This window comes from Accumulibacter sp., from assembly GCF_029255125.1.
Lineage (GTDB): Bacteria > Pseudomonadota > Gammaproteobacteria > Burkholderiales > Rhodocyclaceae > Accumulibacter.
In genome coordinates, this window is the sequence record NZ_JAPUVR010000035.1 from 1 (window position 1) to 15,611 (window position 15,611).

Annotated in this window: 18 protein-coding genes; 9 read left to right on the top strand and 9 right to left on the bottom strand. The window is 63.4% G+C overall.

What is annotated here, in order from left to right:
• Positions 1-520: 520 nt before the first annotated feature.
• The 9 genes from Q1L59_RS01510 to Q1L59_RS01550 all read left to right on the top strand — a co-directional run bounded on the left by Q1L59_RS01510 (position 521) and on the right by Q1L59_RS01550 (position 7,263).
• Complete coding sequence (locus tag Q1L59_RS01510) at positions 521-883, top strand: roadblock/LC7 domain-containing protein (protein ID WP_300327527.1); 363 nt, start codon at positions 521-523, stop codon at positions 881-883.
• 13 nt (positions 884-896) lie between these two features.
• Positions 897-1,397 (top strand): PAS domain-containing protein, encoded by a 501-nt coding sequence (locus Q1L59_RS01515; protein ID WP_300327528.1) that lies wholly within the window; start codon positions 897-899, stop codon positions 1,395-1,397.
• Positions 1,394-2,143, top strand: a complete 750-nt coding sequence (locus Q1L59_RS01520; protein WP_300327529.1) for a PhnD/SsuA/transferrin family substrate-binding protein — start codon at positions 1,394-1,396, stop codon at positions 2,141-2,143. Before Q1L59_RS01515 ends, Q1L59_RS01520 begins: the two co-directional genes overlap by 4 nt.
• Before the next feature lie 126 nt (positions 2,144-2,269).
• Positions 2,270-2,734 (top strand): hypothetical protein, encoded by a 465-nt coding sequence (locus tag Q1L59_RS01525; RefSeq protein WP_300327530.1) that lies wholly within the window; start codon positions 2,270-2,272, stop codon positions 2,732-2,734.
• A complete protein-coding gene (locus tag Q1L59_RS01530) occupies positions 2,731-4,467 on the top strand; it encodes a hypothetical protein (RefSeq protein ID WP_300327531.1) in 1,737 nt (578 codons plus the stop codon). Before Q1L59_RS01525 ends, Q1L59_RS01530 begins: the two co-directional genes overlap by 4 nt.
• Positions 4,468-4,610: 143 nt before the next feature.
• A complete protein-coding gene (locus Q1L59_RS01535; protein WP_300327532.1) occupies positions 4,611-5,276 on the top strand; it encodes a hypothetical protein in 666 nt (221 codons plus the stop codon).
• 112 nt (positions 5,277-5,388) lie between these two features.
• On the top strand, positions 5,389-6,204 hold the full coding sequence (locus tag Q1L59_RS01540) for a thymidylate synthase (RefSeq protein ID WP_300327533.1): 816 nt from the start codon (positions 5,389-5,391) through the stop codon (positions 6,202-6,204).
• A 36-nt stretch (positions 6,205-6,240) separates the two neighbouring features.
• Complete coding sequence (locus Q1L59_RS01545; protein ID WP_300327534.1) at positions 6,241-6,750, top strand: dihydrofolate reductase; 510 nt, start codon at positions 6,241-6,243, stop codon at positions 6,748-6,750.
• Between the two features lie 72 nt (positions 6,751-6,822).
• Positions 6,823-7,263 carry a DciA family protein gene (locus Q1L59_RS01550; protein WP_300327535.1) on the top strand — a complete coding sequence of 147 codons (441 nt, stop codon included), beginning with the start codon at positions 6,823-6,825 and terminating at the stop codon, positions 7,261-7,263.
• On the opposite strand, the gene Q1L59_RS01555 is transcribed toward Q1L59_RS01550, so the two are convergent.
• The 9 genes from Q1L59_RS01555 to Q1L59_RS01595 all read right to left on the bottom strand — a co-directional run.
• Positions 7,250-7,438: a hypothetical protein gene (locus tag Q1L59_RS01555; RefSeq protein WP_300327536.1), complete on the bottom strand. Its 189-nt coding sequence runs from the start codon at positions 7,436-7,438 to the stop codon at positions 7,250-7,252. The genes Q1L59_RS01550 and Q1L59_RS01555 overlap by 14 nt on opposite strands.
• 16 nt (positions 7,439-7,454) lie before the next feature.
• Positions 7,455-8,384: a UDP-3-O-acyl-N-acetylglucosamine deacetylase gene (gene lpxC, locus Q1L59_RS01560; protein WP_300327537.1), complete on the bottom strand. Its 930-nt coding sequence runs from the start codon at positions 8,382-8,384 to the stop codon at positions 7,455-7,457.
• A 93-nt stretch (positions 8,385-8,477) separates the two neighbouring features.
• Positions 8,478-9,653 carry a cell division protein FtsZ gene (gene ftsZ, locus Q1L59_RS01565; protein WP_300327538.1) on the bottom strand — a complete coding sequence of 392 codons (1,176 nt, stop codon included), beginning with the start codon at positions 9,651-9,653 and terminating at the stop codon, positions 8,478-8,480.
• A gap of 79 nt (positions 9,654-9,732) precedes the next feature.
• Positions 9,733-10,962, bottom strand: a complete 1,230-nt coding sequence (ftsA, locus tag Q1L59_RS01570; RefSeq protein WP_300327539.1) for a cell division protein FtsA — start codon at positions 10,960-10,962, stop codon at positions 9,733-9,735.
• Positions 10,959-11,711 (bottom strand): cell division protein FtsQ/DivIB, encoded by a 753-nt coding sequence (locus Q1L59_RS01575; RefSeq protein ID WP_300327540.1) that lies wholly within the window; start codon positions 11,709-11,711, stop codon positions 10,959-10,961. The genes ftsA and Q1L59_RS01575 overlap by 4 nt, the downstream gene beginning before the upstream one ends.
• Positions 11,712-11,714: 3 nt before the next feature.
• Complete coding sequence (locus Q1L59_RS01580) at positions 11,715-12,641, bottom strand: D-alanine--D-alanine ligase (RefSeq protein WP_300327541.1); 927 nt, start codon at positions 12,639-12,641, stop codon at positions 11,715-11,717.
• 9 nt (positions 12,642-12,650) lie between these two features.
• Entirely contained in the window at positions 12,651-14,039 is a 1,389-nt protein-coding gene (gene murC, locus Q1L59_RS01585) for a UDP-N-acetylmuramate--L-alanine ligase (RefSeq protein WP_300327542.1), read from the bottom strand.
• The gene (murG, locus tag Q1L59_RS01590) at positions 14,036-15,094 is read right to left on the bottom strand and encodes an undecaprenyldiphospho-muramoylpentapeptide beta-N-acetylglucosaminyltransferase (RefSeq protein WP_300327543.1); all 1,059 of its coding nucleotides are present in this window, start codon (positions 15,092-15,094) and stop codon (positions 14,036-14,038) included. The genes murC and murG overlap by 4 nt, the downstream gene beginning before the upstream one ends.
• Before the next feature lie 61 nt (positions 15,095-15,155).
• The coding region (locus tag Q1L59_RS01595) for an FtsW/RodA/SpoVE family cell cycle protein (protein ID WP_300327544.1) at positions 15,156-15,611 on the bottom strand (456 nt) is incomplete at its 5' end.

Here is a 15,611-nt window from a genome sequence, read left to right on the forward strand (position 1 = left end):
CCACCTAGCAGATTCCGTCCATTCCACACTCCGGAGCAAGCAGCACACACCGGTCGAGGCGACCAGCGCAAGGTAATGCCTGCGTGATCAGGTCGAAAGATCAAGAGAGATCAAGCAATCAAGCCGGTGGCTTGAGCAGTAGGCGCTTCTCCAGCATAATTGGCGGTTCCCCGCGCGTAGGATGCCGGCAACGCTGCCGTGCCGGCAGCATGTTGCGTCTGGCATGTTGCCGTGCCACCGTGGGTGAAAGCGCTGCAGTCGGACCCGGCACCAGCCCCGGCCGGCACAACTCCGATGACCTGCGACCAGAATGACGCGCGAGCTTCCCTTGCCGCGCAAAGACTGGACAGTTTTGGTGTAAGGTATGCTCCTGGCTTCGCAAGAGATTAATCTGTGGAATATTCCCGCTACGTCAACGTTTCGCCATACGAAAATAAGACTGGCACCATGGCCCGAGCGCCTCGATCGTCGTCGATAAGCGGGGTCAACAGGCAAACACCACCAAAAAAAGGACCTAGAGATGCGTACCGACATGCTGCAGCAGATTCTCCTCGAACTGAACGGTGCAACCGCCGATATCGAGGCTTCCGCCCTCATCTCCACCGACGGCCTGATGATGGCTTCGGCCTTGCCCCAGGGCATGGACGAAGACCGTGTCGGCGCAATGTCAGCCGCCTCGCTCTCCTTGGGCGATCGGGCGACGCGCGAGTTGGCGCGCGGAACCCTGCAGAGGGTCTTGCTACAGGGCGATCGCGGCTATGTCATCATGAGCGCCGCCGGGCCGGAGGCCGTTCTCACCGTCCTCGCCAAACCCAATGCCAAACTCGGTTTGATATTCCTCGACATGAAACGTGCCGCGGAGTCGTTGGCCAAGCTGATCTGACGGTGCAACGGCCATGCACCTGCCCGACATGCAGTATCCACCACCACCTGGCGGCGCCTGTGAATGCCGGCTCACCTACCATGACGGCACGCGCCGTCTGGTTTACTGCGTGGATAGGGAAGAACCTTTCCCGGATGGACGCCTGATCGTTTCGCGGACGAACTTGGCCGGCATCATCACGCATGCCAACGAAGCGTTCGTCACGATGAGCGGCTACACGATTGAGGAACTGATCGGCGCACCACACCACATCCTGCGGCACCCGGAAATGCCCAAGGCCGCCTTCGCCGACCTGTGGACGACGATTGCCAGTGGGAAAAAATGGCACGGTTACGTGAAAAATCTGCGCAAGGATGGTTTATTCTATTGGGTTTACGCGACGGTCATTCCGAACGTCCGAGGCGGCGTAGTGGTCAGTTACACGTCTGTTCGCCGGAAGCCGTCACGCCGCAAAATCAACGAGATGTCAGATCTCTACAGTAAGATGTTGAGCCAGGAAAGGGCTGCGCAGTGAAGCTGAACTTCATGGTCGCGCCCGACTTTTCACCCGATCGGTTTGCCGGCTGGCACATGGTCAATACGCTGTTGCAGTCGCGCTCCGGGCTGCAACTGCACCTTCTGACGCCCTCCAGCGCGCAGGAACAGGCCGATCTGCTGCGCCATGACAAGGCTGATCTGATCTACGCCAACCCGTTCGATGCGGCGCATCTGATTCGCGACCTGGGATTCCGGGCCTTTGCGCGACCTGTAGGAAAGCCGGACGAAATGGTGATCGCCACCGCCGCTGCGTCACCGCTACGCTGCCTTGAAGATCTGCGCCCGGGTAGCCGCATTGCGGTGACGGATAATCGGGACGTCAAACTCATCGGTTTGCGCTTGCTGGAGGCCGCCGACTTGACCGACAAGGATCTGCAATGGGTGCTCGTCGAGACATTTCAGGCGGGAGCGCGCCTGACCATCAAGGGCGAGGTCGATGCTGGCTTCTTTCTCGCCGAAATCTACCACTCGCTGTCGCGGATTACGCGTAGTCAGCTGAAAGTGTTGATCGAAAGCGCGATTTTCGATATCACGCACGTCCTTCTCGCACACCAGCGGATCGTTGGCGAGATACCCGCTATCATGACTGCATTGAGTGGAATCGGACAGCGGAGCGCCGATCACGAGGTGCTCGAGGCGCTGGGAATACCCGGTGGCTTCGAGAAAATGAATGACGAAGAAGCCGAGTTCATGGTTGACCTGATGGACACGCTGCTTGACTAGACCGTGATCGAGTTCACCGCTGACCTGCCAATGAGTACTGCTCGCCAGACGTTCCGAGCCTTGGGACGACAGGTTTTGCGTGACCCGCAAAACGTGTCCGTGCACACGGCCCGGCTAACCTCGGGCTTGGCCCTCAGCGGAACCGAACCTGTCCAGGGCGCTTTGGCCGATTTCCTTTTCGGCTGTCAACAGGCCGACATCCGGGTCAAGCAGGAAGCTTTCGCCAGCGTACGCAATCGTCTTCGGCCGGTGATCCAGCGTTGGTTCGAGCCGTATGTCAGCGCATCGTCCTTTCCTGCCTGCTGCACGATGGCAACCCGCTGGAGCGTCCTCGTCGGCCCATCGCTAGACGTACCGCGACGTGTTCTGCGCTGCAGCACGGACAACTCCCGACAGCTTGCCGCCGACGCGCTCGCTGCGTGGCGCAAGGGGGAAGAAAATACCCAGGAAGGTTTCTTCGAGCATTGCTGCGTGTGCCGCGACACTTTGGCCTTCATGCTGGCCCGGCGCGTCATCCTCAAGGAGCGTGGCGAACTGCCACCGCGCTGGCGAGCCGTGTGCTTATCACTGCAACAGGCCGTGCTGACATGATGAAAGTGCTCATCGCAGGATTTTCCCCGCAGTCGACGACAGCAATCGAGTTGATCGTCGGCTCGCTGTGGTCGGATGTCGCGTTCGTCAAGTTATCGCGTGGGGCGTCCTTGTCCCTCTCCAGTCCGTCGGATGAAACGCAGCGCTGCAGCCTGTGCATCGTTGACCTGCTCGGCCTGGGCATGGCGCTTTGGTCGGCGACGCGCGAAGCCGAACTGCAAGCCTTCCTTTCCGGCCGCCACGCGATCCTCTTCGTACCCGCCGGGGGCAGCGATGACTGGCTGAACGCCTTGCAACCGGGTCGGCTCGGACCATCGCGAATTGTCCTCCAGCACCCGGCGTCGACCGCCTCCTTGCGCGCGGCTGTCGAGACGCTGCGCGAACATGCTCAAGCCGAATCGATGGCCGAGGCGCAAGCCCAGGAAGATGCCGAGGAGGCGATTGATCGTCATGACGCTGCGCGGATTGACTTGCCGCCGATGCCGTCGGAACCCGTCGAGACGACTGTGCACGAAGAACCCGCGGCGCCAGCCGCTGGCGATCTGCCGCGCGCGACGATCAATGCGGACGATCGGGACGAATCAGCAACCATCACCAACCGCCTGCTGCGCGATGAGCTAAGTCCGGAACGGCCTTCGCACGACGAGGCTGCGCAACCGAACGCCAGCGAAGCAACCAGTGCACCAAGAGGCGAAGCGGCAGTCGATGCTGCGACCGACCGGCGAGCCGCACGCGCCGTGACGCTCAGCGTGGACGAAACAAGCGCTGCGCAAGTCGCAGTCGACCCGCCTGGCGAAGCAGTGGCCAGCTTCGACACGCGACCGCAGCGCCAGCGCTGGCCAGAGGAGTTGACCGTACCCAATGAGCCGGCAGGCCGGCTCGCCGCGGCAAACACGGCCGGTGGCGCGCCCGCCGCCGGCTTCGAGTTCATGGCGATGACGCCTGACGAAAGCGATGGCAGGTACAGCGCGCCGGTCGTTCCGCCACATCCACTGGTTCGCAGCGACCGGCGGACTACTGCCTTTTCGATTACCGGCTACTCACTTGACGAAAACGCGTATTCGGCGCTGCTCGCTGCCTGTCCCGACATTGCCCGGAATCCGTACCTGAATCTGATCTGCAATATCGTCATGCGCAGATCGCCGAGCGAATTGCGCATTACGACGCGTACCGGCGCCGTTTTTTTCCCGGCTGAGAACTGGGTCGCCTCGAACATCTCGACGGCTTTTCGCAAACGGCTGACGCAACACGAAATGATGTTGCAGATCGTGCAGGTGCACCAGCTCCAGGAGGAGCACGCGCATGACCGCGCGGCGCGTCTCTTTGGCCGCCGCGGCGATGGGCCACGCTCGCTCGATGCGTTCATGTGGTCGCTGGTCTTCACCACCTTTGAACAAAGCCCGCCGGTTTCGATCGGTGATCTGCACTTCCAGGTCCACCGCTTCCCGAACTTCGCCCGCCTGCACAAGATGCCGGATCTTTTTTCCCAGCTGTCGCAGGTGTGCATGCGGCAACCGCAATCGCTCTCCGGCTTGAAACGTGCGTTCTCGAAATACGATCCAAACCTCGTCACGCTGTTTGTCGCCTGCACGATCCTGTCCGGCGTTGCGACCGTCCTGCAGACCGGTTCGTCGGCAAGCACCGAAGGGGTAGCAAGAGGCAAGCGAGATCCCTCGCGCACTGCTGCGCGCCGGACCGGATTGTTCAGATCCTTGCTGGACAAACTTTTCTAGTTGCAGGACAAGGCTCTGCCTTGGCATGGTTGCACTTTCCGAAACCTTGGTGTCTGTCCGGGAATGCCCACAAATGTCGACTTCACTCGTTCTTCACCCGCCCCTTGCAAGCGCCTCCGTGCGCGCGCCGAAACGGCACCAGAATGTCTGAGACCCGGATCTCGCCCAGCGTATCTTCGGACCCGCTTGCCGGCTCCCGGGTGGCATTGACACCGCGTGGCGCGCTCTATGCGTTCTCGCAGGCAGAGCCCGACGCGACCCAAGCGAGGCTACAGACGATACTGTCGGCCGAGGCTCTGCCCACGGTCAACGCGTGGGTCCGGCGCTCACCAGCGCACCCGAAGCTGCTCGGTGAGGGGCTGGCGGCGGGTTGGCTGCAGCGTGTGCATCGCAGCTTTCCGGCGCCCGACGTCAAGCTCGACAGTTTTCTGTCGCACATCATCGGCGGGCTGTCCGGCGAACAAAAGGCAGCACTCGCCGCGGCTGGCGGTTTTTGCGTCGGTCAAGTCGGCTACGCTGACGATGAAGCGGAAACGCTGTGCGCGGCAGCCGCCGATTTTTCCGAGTTTGCCCGTCGTCAGCGCACGCGAGGCTGGCGCGGTGCGAGCTACATGACTTCGTTCCACGAGGATATCGCGATGCTGATGCCGACGACTTCCTTCGTGCCGTTCTGGATCGACCGAACCGATTACTGCCTCATCCTGGGGGGCGAACCCTTGATCAACAACCCGGCGCTGGTCGAGCTGATCTGGGGAATCAAGGCGGCCGGCGCGCGTTTCTCGAACAAGTTCGCCCACGAGTTGGGCTGAAATCATGCGAGAAGCGAACCGGACCGGTCGCGGCGGGCAATGCCAGTACAGCGCCGAGCGCCACCGGGGGCGCCAAGGCACGCGGATATCCGGCGGGCGCGAGTAGTCGGAAATGCAGCAATATCTCGACCTGATGCGCCATGTGCTCGAACAGGGAGCAGCAAAAGGCGACCGCACGGGAACGGGCACGCGCTCGATCTTTGGTTGGCAGATGCGCTTCGATCTCGCCGCCGGTTTTCCGCTGGTGACGACGAAGAAGCTGCACCTGCGCTCGATCATCCACGAGTTGCTATGGTTTCTGCGTGGAGAAACGAACGTCCGCTACCTGCAAGAGAACGGCGTACGGATCTGGGACGAATGGGCTGATCCAGCGGGAGATTTGGGGCCTGTATACGGACATCAGTGGCGCTCCTGGAGCGCGCCCGATGGGCGACGGATCGATCAGATCGCACGCCTGGTCGACGCTCTGCGGAACGATCCTGATTCGCGCCGCCATCTGGTGACTGCCTGGAATCCAGCGGATGTAGACCAGATGGCGCTGCCCCCCTGTCATGCCCTGTTTCAGTTCTATGTCGCGCCGCCGACGGCGCCGGATGCGCTGCCCAGACTCTCATGCCAGCTCTATCAGCGCAGCGCCGACGTCTTCCTCGGCGTTCCGTTCAACATCGCTTCCTACGCGCTGCTCACACTGATGCTGGCCCAGGTGTGCGGCTACCGGCCGGGCGAGTTCATTCACACCTTCGGCGACGCGCATCTCTACAACAACCACTGTGCGCAGGCGCGCCTGCAACTGAGCCGAACGCCGCGCTCACTACCGACGATGCGGCTGAACCCGGCGATCGACGACATCTTCGCTTTCAGCTACGAGGACTTCACGCTTGAAGCCTACGATCCCTATCCGCATATCGCTGCCCAGGTCGCTGTCTGAGCAATACGCAGCCACCGTTTCGCCGCGGCCGTCCGCATGCTCTGCCTGATCGCTGCCATGGCGCGGAATCGGGCAATCGGCCGCAACGGCCAATTGCTCTGGCGTTGCGCGGAGGATCTGCGCCACTTCCGGCAGACGACAAGCGGCAAGGCGGTGATCATGGGTAGAAAGACCTGGGAGTCCCTACCGCCGGCTTTTCGTCCCCTGCCGGGACGGCGCAACATCGTCGTCAGCCGAAACACCGGCTATCAAGTCGCGGGCGCGCTAGTCGCCCACTCGCTGGATCAGGCGATCACGCTTGCGGACAGCGGCGCTGATGTCTTTGTCATCGGCGGCGGCGACTTGTACGGGCAGGCGCTGCCGCTCGCCGGCCGCTGCTACCTGACTGAGTTGGCTGCCGAATATCCCGGCGACACCTTCTTCCCCGAACTGCCGGCGAACGAGTGGCGCCAGGTCTCGCGCGTTGCCGGCAAGGCGCCGTCCGCGACAGGCGACCCGGCGGGCGCCGAGCCCGCTTTCGACTTTGTCGTCTATGAACGGATCTAGCCGCCGACGCGCTCGCTCGCGCGTGCCTACGACAACCCGAAGCGCCAGGCGCAGAATGTTGCGAATTGCCTGATGGCGCGTACCCCCTACGACTATCTGCTGGCAGACGAAGCAGGTGCCGGCAAGCTGCTCGCGCATGCCGCCGTGCTCCTCCGGCTGGCTGAAACCTACCGCGCGAGCGTCCCGGCTCACCTCGCTCAGGCAAGTCGACTGGCCAACCTCAAGGCGGGAACCGTCGTGATCCACGCGGAGAGCGGCGCCATCGCCGGAAAACTCCGACAAATGCTGCCCAGCCTGCTCGACCGGTTCTCGCAAGTGGGCATCCAGTGTCGCGCAATCGAAGTGAAAGTCCGCACAGGACAGCGGCTGGCCGAAAAGGGACGGCCGTCGGAGCAGAAACCGCTGAGCGCCCAGACCAAGGAGGAACTGGCGCGGCTGCGCGAGTCGCTGCCACCTTCCGACCTGCGCGCGGCCATCGGCCACCTGCTCGTGCGCGCGGCTACACGGGAATGACCGCCACCCGCTCGAGAATCAACAAGGCAAAAACCAGCAACGCGATGAGCAAGGCGTAGCGGAAGATCATCCAGGCGAACTGGCCATAGCGGCGGTCACCAGTACAGACGAACATGACGACACCAGCCGCAACGGTAATCGCTGTCAGGACGCCCAGCAAGCGGAGCAACCACATGCGGTCGGGCGGCGACTCAATGCGCCGGCAAGGCGAGCCAGCGAGAAATGGCGAGGGGTGCCAGATCCTGGTCTTCGAAGCTGACGTATTCCCACGCCTCAGGATGCGCGAGCAACTCGCGCGCCAGCGCATTGTTCAGCGCGTGCCCGGACTTGTGCGCGACGAAGGACGCCAGCAAAGGATGGCCGAGCAGGTAGAGGTCGCCGATCGCGTCGAGCACCTTGTGCTTGACGAACTCATCGCTGTAGCGCAGGCCATCGGCGTTGAGCACCCGATATTCGTCGAGCACCACCGCGTTATCCAGCCCACCCCCCTGCGCCAAACCATTCTCGCGTAGCCATTCAACCTCCTGCATGAAACCGAAGGTGCGCGCCCGCGCAACCTCGCGGACATACGAATGGTCGGCAAAATCAATCGTTACCGACTGCCCGGTGCGATCGATCGCGGGGTGGTTGAAACCGATCGAGAACGACAGGCGAAAGCCATCGTAGGGCTCGAAGCGCGCCCACTTCTCGCCGGAGGCGTCCTTTTCGCTGACCGCCAGCGGTCGCGTGACGCGAATGAACTGCTTGGCTACCGGCTGTTCCTCGATCCCGGCCGACTGGATCAGAAAGACGAAGGGCGACGCCGAGCCGTCGAGAATCGGCAATTCCGGTGCGTCGAGGTCAACGAAGACGTTGTCGATGCCCAGTCCAGCCAGCGCCGACATCAAGTGCTCGATCGTTCCCACCTTGACGCCAGCGCGCTCCAGCGACGAACACATGCGCGTGTCGCCGACGAGCAGGGCCGATGCCGGCAGGTCCACCGCCGGGTCAAGGTCGATTCGGCGAAAGACTACCCCCGTGTTGGCTGCCGCCGGCCGCAAGCTCATATTGACCTTGACCCCGGAATGCAGACCGACACCCGCCGCGCGAACCATCGACCTGAGTGTGCGTTGCTTTAACATGTGCCTGAAAAAACGCTTGAATCGACGGATTCTAGCACACCCGGGAGGGGTCCGGAAGCCGTCGAGTCGGCAGAGGAGTTATTGTTGGGGAGGTCAGTCCGCCTGCTTTCTGAGAAACGCCGGAATGTCGTAACGGTCCACCCCGCTGTTGGCCAGCGCTTCAACGGTGGCGTTGCGGCCCTTGCGGACAATCGCCGGGACCTGGTCGAGCGTCGAATAATCGATATTGTGGCCGTGTGCGAACCGTCCGTCGGTACCCGTCGCCTGCGCCAGCGTCGTGCTGATCACCTCGAAGTTCTGCCGTTTGGCCTGCGGCTGACCGAGACCGGTGGCAACGACGGTCACCCGGATATCCTCGCCCATGCATTCGTCGTAGACCGCACCGAAAATGATGTGCGCATCGTCGGCGGCAAAATTGCGCACCGTGTTCATCACTTCGTTGACTTCCTTCATCTTCAACGAGCGCGTCGCTGTGATGTTCACCAGCACGCCCTTGGCCCCCGACAGGTTGACGCCTTCCAGCAGGGGTGAGGCAACCGCGCGTTCGGCGGCAATGCGTGCACGATCGACTCCAGCGGCATTCGCCGATCCCATCATGGCCATTCCCATCTCGCCCATTACCGTGCGCACGTCTTCGAAATCGACGTTGACGAGACCCGGGAAATTGATGATCTCGGCGATCCCGCCGACGGCATTGCGCAAGACATTGTCGGCGGCCTTGAACGCTTCGTCCATCGACACGTCGTCACCGAGCACATCCATCAAGCGGTCGTTGAGAATGACGATCAGCGAGTCGACGTGCTTCTGCAACTCGCCGATTCCGGCTTCCGCCACTTTCAGGCGCTTGCCCTCAAAACCGAAGGGTTTGGTCACCACGGCGACGGTCAGTACGCCGAGTTCGCGCGCCACTTCGGCAACGATCGGCGCCGCGCCAGTGCCCGTCCCGCCGCCCATGCCGGCGGTGATGAAGACCATGTGCGCGCCGCGCAGCGACTCGGCAATCGCGTCGCGTTCCTCGATCGCAGCGCTGCGTCCAGCTTCCGGCTTGGCGCCAGCACCCAGACCGGTCTTGCCCAGTTGCAGCTTGCGCAGGGCAATGCTCCGGCCAAGCGCTTGCGAATCGGTGTTAGCGGCAATGAAATCAACGCCATTGACACCCTCCCGTATCATGTGGTCAACGGCGTTGCCGCCCGCGCCGCCGATGCCGATGACCTTGATCACGGTGTCCGGCTCGCCGCCTCTTTCTTCCTTGTCGATGATTTCAAACATTAACGCCTCCTCTGCAAAAAGCGTGGTACTGATGGAATGCTACTGATTGTTGGCTGCTTCTATTCCCGCCCGGCAGCGCCTAGAAGTTCTTTTCGAACCATGACTTCATGCGCCCAAAAACCTGCTTCACGTCGCGTGTCTCGCGCACCTTGAGGCCGCGTTTGCGCTGCGTCTGCGCCTCCAGCAGCAGACCGCAGGCAGTGGCAAAGCGCGGACTCTGCACGACATCGGCGAGCGCTCCCTGGTACTTCGGCACACCCAGACGAACCGGCATGTGGAAAATCTCTTCGCCGAGTTCGATCATCCCGGGCATCACCGCGGCACCGCCGGTCAGGACGATTCCCGAGGACAGGACATCTTCGAAACCGGAGCGCCGCAGTTCGGCCTGAATCAGTTCGAACAACTCTTCGACGCGCGGCTGGATGACATCGGCCAAGGCGCGCCGCGAAAGCTTGCGCGACGGGCGGTCGTCAACACCGGCAACGTCGAGCACATCGTCCGGATCGGCCAGGTGTGCCAGCGCACAACCGTGCGTCCGCTTGATGTCCTCGGCCTCGCGCGTCGGCGTACGCAGCGCCATCGCGATATCGTTGGTGATCTGGTCGCCGGCGATCGGGATGACCGAGGTATAGCGAATCGCGCCCTGCGTCCACACGGCCAGGTCGGTCGTTCCGCCGCCGATGTCGATCAGGCAGATGCCGAGATCCTTTTCGTCTTCCGAGAGCACGGCACGGCTCGAAGCGAGTGGCTGCAGCACCAGGTCGTTGACCTCCAGACCGCAGCGCCGTACGCACTTGACGATATTCTGCGCTGCGGAAACCGCTCCGGTCACGATGTGTACCTTCACTTCCAGACGAAAGCCGCTCATCCCGATTGGCTCGCGAATGCCATCCTGGTCGTCGATGATGAACTCTTGCGTCAGAATGTGGAGGATCTCCTGGTCGGCCGGGATCGGCATCGCGCGCGCCGTCTCGATCACGCGCTCGACGTCCATCGGGGTGACTTCCTTGTCCTTGATCGCCACCATGCCGTTCGAGTTGAAGCTGCGGATGTGGCTGCCGGCGATCCCGGTGTAGACATCGCGCACCTTGCAGTCGGCCATCAGTTCGACTTCCTGCAGAACGCGCGAAATCGTTGCCACGGTCTCCTCGATGTTGACCACGACCCCCTTCTTCAGGCCTTTCGATTCCTGCGATCCCATGCCGATGACGTTTACCCGGCCTTCCGAGGTGAGTTCGGCAACCAGCGCGACGATCTTTGAAGTGCCGATATCGAGTCCAACGATCAGATCCTTGCTATCCCTGCTCATTTCTTTCCTTTGACTTCCTGACCGACACTGCCCGCAAAGCGCAGTGCGAAACCATTCGGATAACGCATATCAACCGCCACCGGCGGCGCCTGGCCGGAATTGGTGATCGTCGCATGGTGGTCGACGAAACGTTGCAGTCGCACGCGAATCGGCGCCTTCGCCTGTTCGCGTCCCAGTTCGACCAGCAGGCCGTCCTCCAGCTTGAGCAGCCAGGCCAAGCGCGGCGAAAGGGAAAGCTCGGCCGGCTGCCGACCAATCGGCTGCAGGAGCTCGGCGAACTCGTCGTGCCGCCGTAGAAGCTCCGCCGACGCCCCGGCCGGCCCGCTCAAACGGGGCAGGCTCTGCGCACGCGAAAGCTCGGCAGCAAACACCTCGCCATAGGTATTGACCAGTTGTCCCGGTGTACTCCCCCAGAGGGCAGCGACCTGATGTTCCTCGATGCGCACTTCGACCCGTCCCGGCCACTTGCGCCAGACCTCGGCGCGGCGCACCCATGCCAACTGCTCGAGCGCCAGACGCAGCGCTTCGACGTTGACGGTGAAGAAGTTGCCGCGCATCGCCTGGGCCAGCGACTGCTCGACGTCGCTGCGCCGAACCTCCTGCAGCTCGTGCGACACGGCGACTTCTTCGAGCGGAAAAAGCGTCAGACGCGGCGCGCCCCAGACGACCGCGGCGAACACCAGAGCCGCTCCGCCAAGCAGGAAGAGAAAGTCGGCGACAGCCTTCAGCAGACCCGGTTTGTGCCACATCATTCATCCGACGGCAGCGAGCGCAAGAACGCGCAGCACCAGTTGGTCGTAGCTCATGCCGGCCGCGCGCGCAGCCATCGGCACCAGGGAGTGGTCGGTCATGCCAGGCGAGGTGTTGACTTCGAGAAAGTACGCCGCCTGCCGACCGTCGACCACCTTCTCGTCGAGCAGGAAATCGACTCGTCCCCAGCCGCGTCCGCCGAGTACCCGGAACGCCTCCAGCGCCTGCCGACGCAGTTCGCCTTCGCGCTCGGCGGGCAGTCCGCACGGACACAGGTAGGCAGTGTCGTCACGCAGGTACTTGGCCTCGTAGTCGTAAAACTCGCCCTTGGGTTCGATCTTGATGATCGGCAGCGCCTGGTCGCCGACAATCGCCGCAGTATACTCGCCGCCCAGGATCGCCCGCTCGGCAATCACGACCGTGTCGTGTTTTGCTGCCTGTGCGTAGGCGGCGGCCAGCTCGCCAGCCTGTCTGACCTTGCTGATGCCGATCGAAGAGCCCTCGTTCGCCGGTTTGACGAAAAGCGGCAAGCCCAGTTGCCGCTCGACTTCGGCGTAGTCGCTTGCCTCGTCGAGCAGGACGTAGTCCGGCACGGGCAAGCCGGCTGCACGCCAGAGCGTCTTCGTGCGCCACTTGTCGATGCCCAGCGCCGATGCCAGAACGCCGCTGCCGGTATACGGAATTCCCATCAGCTCGAGTACGCCCTGGATCGTGCCATCCTCTCCGTAGCGCCCGTGCAGGGCGATGAAGACGCGATCGTAGGCGCTCAGGGCGTCCAGTTTGTCGGTCGCCGGATCGAATGCCTGCGCGTCTATACCCTGGCGCTGCAGCGCTGCCAGCACGCGCGCCCCGCTGACCAGCGATACCGGGCGCTCGGCCGAGCGCCCGCCAAAAAGTACGGCAACCTTTCCGAAGTCGGTGGCGTTCATCGTCTCATCCTAATCGGCAACGAGTTTGCCGGCAACCCCGCCAATCGAACCGGCACCCATCGTCATCACCACATCGCCAGCGCGCGCGGTGTCCAGAATCGCTTGCGGCAGATCGCCGATCTGGTCGACGAAAACCGGCTCGACCTTGCCCACGACGCGCAGCGCGCGCGCCAACGCGCGGCCGTCGGCGGCGACGATGGGCTGCTCGCCAGCCGGATAGACCTCGGTCAGGATGAGCGCATCGACCGCGCTGAGCACCTGCACGAAATCCTCGAAGCAGTCGCGTGTCCGCGTGTAGCGGTGCGGTTGGAAGGCGAGCAGCAGGCGGCGTCCGGGAAAAGCGCCGCGCGCCGCCGCCAGCGTCGCCTTCATCTCGGCCGGATGGTGCCCGTAGTCGTCGACCAGCGTACACCGCCCGCCCGCCGGCAACGCCAGTTCGCCGTAGCGCTGGAAACGCCGGCCAACGCCGCGAAAGTCGCGCAGCGCAGCAGCGATCGCCTCGTCGCTCACCCCCACTTCGCTGGCCACGGCAATCGCCGCCAGGGCGTTCAGCACGTTGTGACGTCCCGGCAGGTTGAGCGTGATCGGCAAGCGGCTGACCGTCCCATTCACCCGCACGCAGTCGAAGCACATCCGACCGGCATCGGCGACGACGTTCTCGGCGTAGACGTTGGCCGAGGCGCTCAGGCCATAGCTGACGATCTGTTTTGTCACCTGCGGCATGACCGCCCTGACATTGGCATCGTCGGCGCATAGCACGGCAACGCCGTAGAACGGCAAGCGCTGGAGAAAATCGACGAAGGCCTGCTTCAGGCGGTTGAAGTCGTGCCCGTAGGTCTCCATGTGGTCGGCATCGATGTTGGTCACCACCGAGATCACCGGGGACAGAAACAGGAAGGAAGCATCCGACTCGTCTGCTTCGGCAACCAGAAAATCGCCTGAACCGAGGCGGGCATTCGCCCCGGCAGCGTTCAACCGGCCGCCGATGACGAAGGTCGGGTCCATCCCGCCTTGGCCTAGAATGGAGGCGACCAGGCTGGTCGTCGTCGTCTTGCCGTGCGTCCCGGCGACCGCGATCCCCTGCTTGAGGCGCATCAGCTCGGCCAGCATCTGGGCGCGCGGAACGACCGGCAGATGGCGCCCGCGCGCTGCCAGCACCTCTGGGTTGTCGGGCTGCACGGCGGTGGACACGACCACCGCATCGGCACCACTGATGTTTTCGGCGGTGTGCCCGACGAAGGTGCGCACGCCGAGCCCGGCCAGCCGCCGGGTGGTCGAACTCTCGCTCAAATCCGAGCCGCTGACGATGAAGCCCAGATTGGCCAGCACCTCGGCGATGCCGCTCATCCCGGCGCCACCGATTCCGACGAAATGGATATGCTTGACCTTGTGTTTCACTTGGCGAGATCCTCACAGAGCGCGGCCAGTTCCTCGGTGGCCTCCGGCTTTGCCACGGCGCGCGCGCGCAGCGCCATTTCTGTCAGCTGGCTGCGCGAGTAGCGACAGCACTGGCTGACCGCTTCCGGCGTCAACCGCTCCTGCGGCACGAGCAGCGCGCCACCGGCCTGGACAAGAAACTCCGCATTGGTCGTCTGATGATCGTCCACCGCGTACGGATACGGAACGAGAACGCTGGCCACGCCAGTCGCCGCCAGTTCGGCGACGGTCAGCGCACCGGCGCGACAGATGACCAGATCGGCCCAGGCGTAAGCGCCGGCCATGTCGTCGATGAAAGCAGCACAATGCGCGCGCACACCGGCCGTCGAATAGTTTTCCTCAAGCTGCGCCAGATGCTTCTCGCCCGCCTGGTGCACGACCAAGGGCCGCTCTTCTACCGGCAACAAGGCCAGGCCCTTGGGAACCATCTCGTTCAGCGCCGTCGCTCCCTGGCTACCGCCCAGGACGAGCAGGCGCAAGGGCGGCAAGTGCTCGGCGAGACGCGCCGAGGGTGCCGGCAAACCGGTCATCTCGGGCCGTAGCGGATTGCCTACCCAAGTGCTGTTGGGCAGTGCACCAGGGAATCCACAAGCGACCCGCCGGGCTACCCGGGCGAGCACGCGGTTGGCCAGTCCGGCAATCGAGTTCTGTTCGTGGATAAGCAGGGGATAGCCGAGGAGTGCGGCCATCAGGCCGCCCGGAAAGCTGACGTAGCCGCCCATGCCCAGGACGATGTCCGGCCGCACGCGACGAATCGCGCGCGCTGCCTGCCAGCAGGCAGCGATCAGGCGGAAGGGGAGGAGCAGCTTGCGCAACAAGCCCTTGCCGCGCAGAGCGGTGAAGCGCACCCAGGCCATCTCGTAACCACGCGCTGGAACGAGCTTGGCCTCCATGCTCCCGGGGGCGCCCATCCAGACCACCTTCCAGCTTCGACTGCGCAACAGGTCGGCCACCGCCAAGCCCGGAAAGACGTGCCCGCCGGTACCTCCGGCCATCACCAGCAGCGTCCGGTTCATGCCGACCTCCTGCCCGCCATGCGTGCCGCGAGCGTCGCCGAAGCGCGCACTGGTGCCGCGCTCACAGCTTGGCTCCGCGCATCAGTTGACGGTTCTCCCAGTCGATCCTGAGCAGAACGGCCAGCGCCACGCAGTTGGCCAGAATCCCCGAACCACCGAAACTCATCAGCGGCAGCGTCAAACCTTTGGTCGGCAGCAAGCCGGTATTTACGCCCATGTTGATGAACGCCTGCACACCAAGCCAGATACCGACACCCTGGGCGACGAGCGCCGAGTACAGGCGATCGAGCGCGACCGACTGCCGGCCAATCGCAAACGCACGCTGGATGACCAGGGCGAAGAGGAGAATCACGGTCAACACACCGACGAAGCCCAGTTCCTCAGCAATGACCGCCAGCAGGAAGTCCGTATGCGCCTCGGGCAGGTAGAACAGCTTCTCGACGCTTGCCCCCAGTCCGACGCCGAGCACCTCGCCCCGGCCGAAGGCGATCAGCGCATGCGAGAGCTGATAGCCGCG